We start from the raw sequence: 256 nt of genomic DNA, 5'->3' as shown, positions 1-256 counted from the left end.
GTGGTGGAGATGAGGAGAATCGAACTCCTGACCCCCTGCTTGCAAGGCAGGTGCTCTCCCAGCTGAGCTACACCCCCACATATTACCCGACATCCGCTTCATACAAAGCGTACTGTCCGAGCAATCGGAAAAGGCTCCTCGGTTGTCCGTACTCCTTAAAAGTTTCGGGTATACCGACTTGCCATGGTGGGCCTAGGTGGACTTGAACCACCGACCTCACGCTTATCAGGCGTGCGCTCTAACCAGCTGAGCTATA

Annotated in this window: 1 tRNA gene; it reads right to left on the bottom strand. The window is 54.7% G+C overall.

Annotation, left to right across the window (positions count from 1 at the left end):
• Nucleotide 1: 1 nt before the first annotated feature.
• Nucleotides 2-77 (bottom strand) — tRNA-Ala (locus PGX78_RS08405).
• Between the last annotated feature and the right edge of the window lie 179 nt (nt 78-256).

The sequence above is a fragment of the Megasphaera sp. AF13-6AC genome (assembly GCF_027685385.1).
Lineage (GTDB): Bacteria > Bacillota > Negativicutes > Veillonellales > Megasphaeraceae > Megasphaera > Megasphaera micronuciformis.
Note: the sequence above shows the minus strand (reverse complement) of the source record. Positions and strands in the feature narration are given on the sequence as shown.